Source organism: Agromyces binzhouensis, from assembly GCF_004135055.1.
Lineage (GTDB): Bacteria > Actinomycetota > Actinomycetes > Actinomycetales > Microbacteriaceae > Agromyces > Agromyces binzhouensis.
The window spans coordinates 1-2693 of sequence record NZ_SDPL01000424.1 but is presented as its reverse complement, the minus strand read 5'-3'; the positions used below and the strand labels follow the sequence as shown (position 1 = coordinate 2693).

The 2693-nt window shown below is 73.2% G+C and carries 4 protein-coding genes; 1 reads left to right on the top strand and 3 read right to left on the bottom strand.

What is annotated here, in order from left to right:
- The 3 genes from ESO86_RS15140 to ESO86_RS15130 all read right to left on the bottom strand — a co-directional run.
- The coding region (locus ESO86_RS15140) for a hypothetical protein (protein WP_129235724.1) at positions 1-383 on the bottom strand (383 nt) is incomplete at its 3' end.
- Positions 380-850 carry a QcrA and Rieske domain-containing protein gene (locus ESO86_RS15135; protein WP_129235723.1) on the bottom strand — a complete coding sequence of 157 codons (471 nt, stop codon included), beginning with the start codon at positions 848-850 and terminating at the stop codon, positions 380-382. The genes ESO86_RS15140 and ESO86_RS15135, both read right to left, overlap by 4 nt.
- A gap of 112 nt (positions 851-962) precedes the next feature.
- Entirely contained in the window at positions 963-1844 is an 882-nt protein-coding gene (locus tag ESO86_RS15130; RefSeq protein WP_207207170.1) for an acyl-CoA thioesterase, read from the bottom strand.
- Positions 1845-1939: 95 nt separating this feature from the next.
- On the opposite strand from ESO86_RS15130, the gene ESO86_RS15125 reads away from it, so the two are divergent.
- A complete protein-coding gene (locus ESO86_RS15125) occupies positions 1940-2620 on the top strand; it encodes a DUF8185 domain-containing protein (RefSeq protein ID WP_129235722.1) in 681 nt (226 codons plus the stop codon).
- Positions 2621-2693: the final 73 nt, after the last annotated feature.

Here is a 2693-nt window from a genome sequence, read left to right as displayed (position 1 = left end):
CGCGCGGCGGCCACCTCGGCGTCGGTGGCGCGGTGCGCGGCGCGGCGCTCGACGACGGCGAGCGCGCCGATGAGGACGGCCACCGCGACGAGTGCGAACACCCACGGCAGGATGTCGTCGCCCTGGTCGGCGTGCTCCTCGATGAGCGGCGTCTCGGGCACTCGCTCGACGAGCCACTCTCCGGCCTCGACGGTGAGCCAGGTCAGGCCGAGCAGCACCACGGCACCGATGAGCGCCGGGATCCAGAGCACCCGCCGCGCGGCCGGCCAGGCCGCCAGCACGACGAGGAGGAGCGCGAGCAGCGGCACGCCGACCACGACCACGTGCACGAGCAGCACGTGCATCGGCAGGCCGGCGACCTGGAAGTCGAACAGCTCGCTCATCCGGCGATCACGCGGTCCCCGTCGACGCTGACCGGCACCGAGGGCAGCGGCTCGAGCGCCGGGCCCTGTTCGACGTCGCCGGTCGCGGGGTCGAAGGTCGAGCCGTGACACGGACAGATCCACGCCGCACCTTCGGGCGCGACCGTGCATCCCTGGTGCGTGCAGATCGCGCTGAAGGCGACGACCTCGCCCGCGGCCGGCTGCGAGAGCAGCACCGGCTCGCCGCCGATCGTGGCGCTGATGCTTCCGCCGACGGGGATGTCGGCGAGGGCCGCGACGTCTTCCCCTGCGGCAGCCGTCGGGGTCGGGTCCTCGCCCCCCCCGTCGGTGCCCGTCCCCGACGGGGCGCCGGTGCCGGCCGGTTCCTCCGCGGGGGCGCATCCGGCGAGGATCAGGGCGCCCCCGAGCGCCCCGCTCCCACCCAGCGCGAGCGCCGTGCGGCGCGAGAGTTCACGGGCGTCGTCCATGTGCTGCCTCCCTCGACGGGCCGCGGGGCGCGGCGGTGGTGCCATTCTGCGGCACATCGCACGGCGGATGGCGCATTCGCCGCGATCGTTCAGGGAATGCGTCGCGGCCCGATCAGGCGAGCGCGGCCGGATCGGGCACGCGGACCATGCCCTCCTGCGCCACGCTCGCGACGAGCCTGCCGTCGCGCGTGTAGATCCGGCCGAGCGAGAGACCACGCCCGCCGCTCGCCGACGGCGAGTCCATCGTGAACAGCAGCCACTCGTCGACGCGGGCGTCACGGTGCCACCACATGGCGTGGTCGAGGCTCGCGATCTTCAGGCCGGGAGTGGCCCACGCGATGCCGTGCGCTCGGAGCACCGGCTCGAGGATCGAGTAGTCGCTGGCGTAGGCGAGCGCGGCGCGGTGCTGGCGGACGTCGTCGGGCAGGCGACCGAACGCCTTCATCCAGACCACCTGGTGCGGCATCCGCTCGCCCTCGACGGTCAGGTAGACCGGCGACGGGATGTGCCGCACGTCGAAGGCCCGCTCGCTCGACCAGTACCGCGCGACGTCGTGGTCGAGCTTCCCGAGCACGTCGGCGGTCGACGGCAGCGTCTCGGGGTCGGGGAGGTCGTGGGGCATCTCGATCTGGTGCTCGAAGCCCTCGTCGCGGGTCTGGAACGATGCGATGAGCGACAGGATCGGCTGGCCGTGCTGGAACGCCTGCGTGCGCCGCGTCGAGAACGACCGGCCGTCGTGGATGCGGTCCACGGAGAACGTGATCGGGTGCTCCACGTCGCCGGGCCGGAGGAAGTACCCGTGCATCGAGTGGATCGGGCGGTCGTCGGGCACCGTGTTGCTCGCGGCGATGATCGACTGGGCCAGCACCTGGCCGCCGAAGACGCGGCCGCGCGGCATCCACTGCGACGGCCCCGTGAAGATGTCCTCGTCGGTCCGTGCTCCGGTGTCGGTGAGTCGCAGGGCACTCAACAGCCCCTCGATCGAACTGCTCATCGTTCCTCCGTCTGGATCGTTCGACCGTCGCTCCGCGGACCGGCGGGCGCGCGACGGGCGGGGCCGCGGCGCTCTCTCGGTAGTCTAGACAGGCCATGGTCCAGCAATTCACGCTTGCCGACAGCCTGTCGCTCGGCGATCTGCACACCTACCTGCAACGCGCGTCGCGCGTCGAGGACGGTTCGGTGCGCCTCGTCGCGGCGAACGGCATCCTGGCCGTGTACACCGCGATCCTGTACCCGCGCGGCATCCTCGACGAGAGCCCCACCGTGCTCGGGCTCCGGACCTTCCAGCTCTTCGAGACGGACGACTTCGACGTGGTCGTGCCGATGCGCTCCGTGGTCGATCGGATCGTCCGGGCGCGAGGCGAGATCGGCGAGGACGACGAGTCGCGTCCGGTCACCATGACCCGGCCGCCCGAGGTCAACACCGTCACCTGGGCGGGCATCTCGCCCCCGCGGGGCGGCTGGCGACCACTCGGCGAGACGGATGCCGCGACGCTCGAGCGCGCGGCCCGCGAGGGCATCGACGAGGTCGCGGCCACGATCCCCGACGGGACCGGCGAGCAGCTCGTGCAGCGCGTGCGCTCAGAGGTGTGGGGCCGGGGCATCGACGGGCTCGAGTACGTCCCGGCGGGTGCGGCGTTCGCGGCGTTCACCCTCGGCTTCCTCGGCGAGGACCCGACCTCGCTGTTCGAGACCGGCCCGTGGACGCGCCTGAGTTCGCGCCGAGGTCACGTGCTCGTCCGCCGGAAGGCCTGGACGCTCAAGGCGTAGCCCCGCCGTCCGTGGTCCGGGCGCGCCGGTCCCGGGCGCCCTCCCGCGGCCGCCGGGCCGCAGTCCGGGCCGC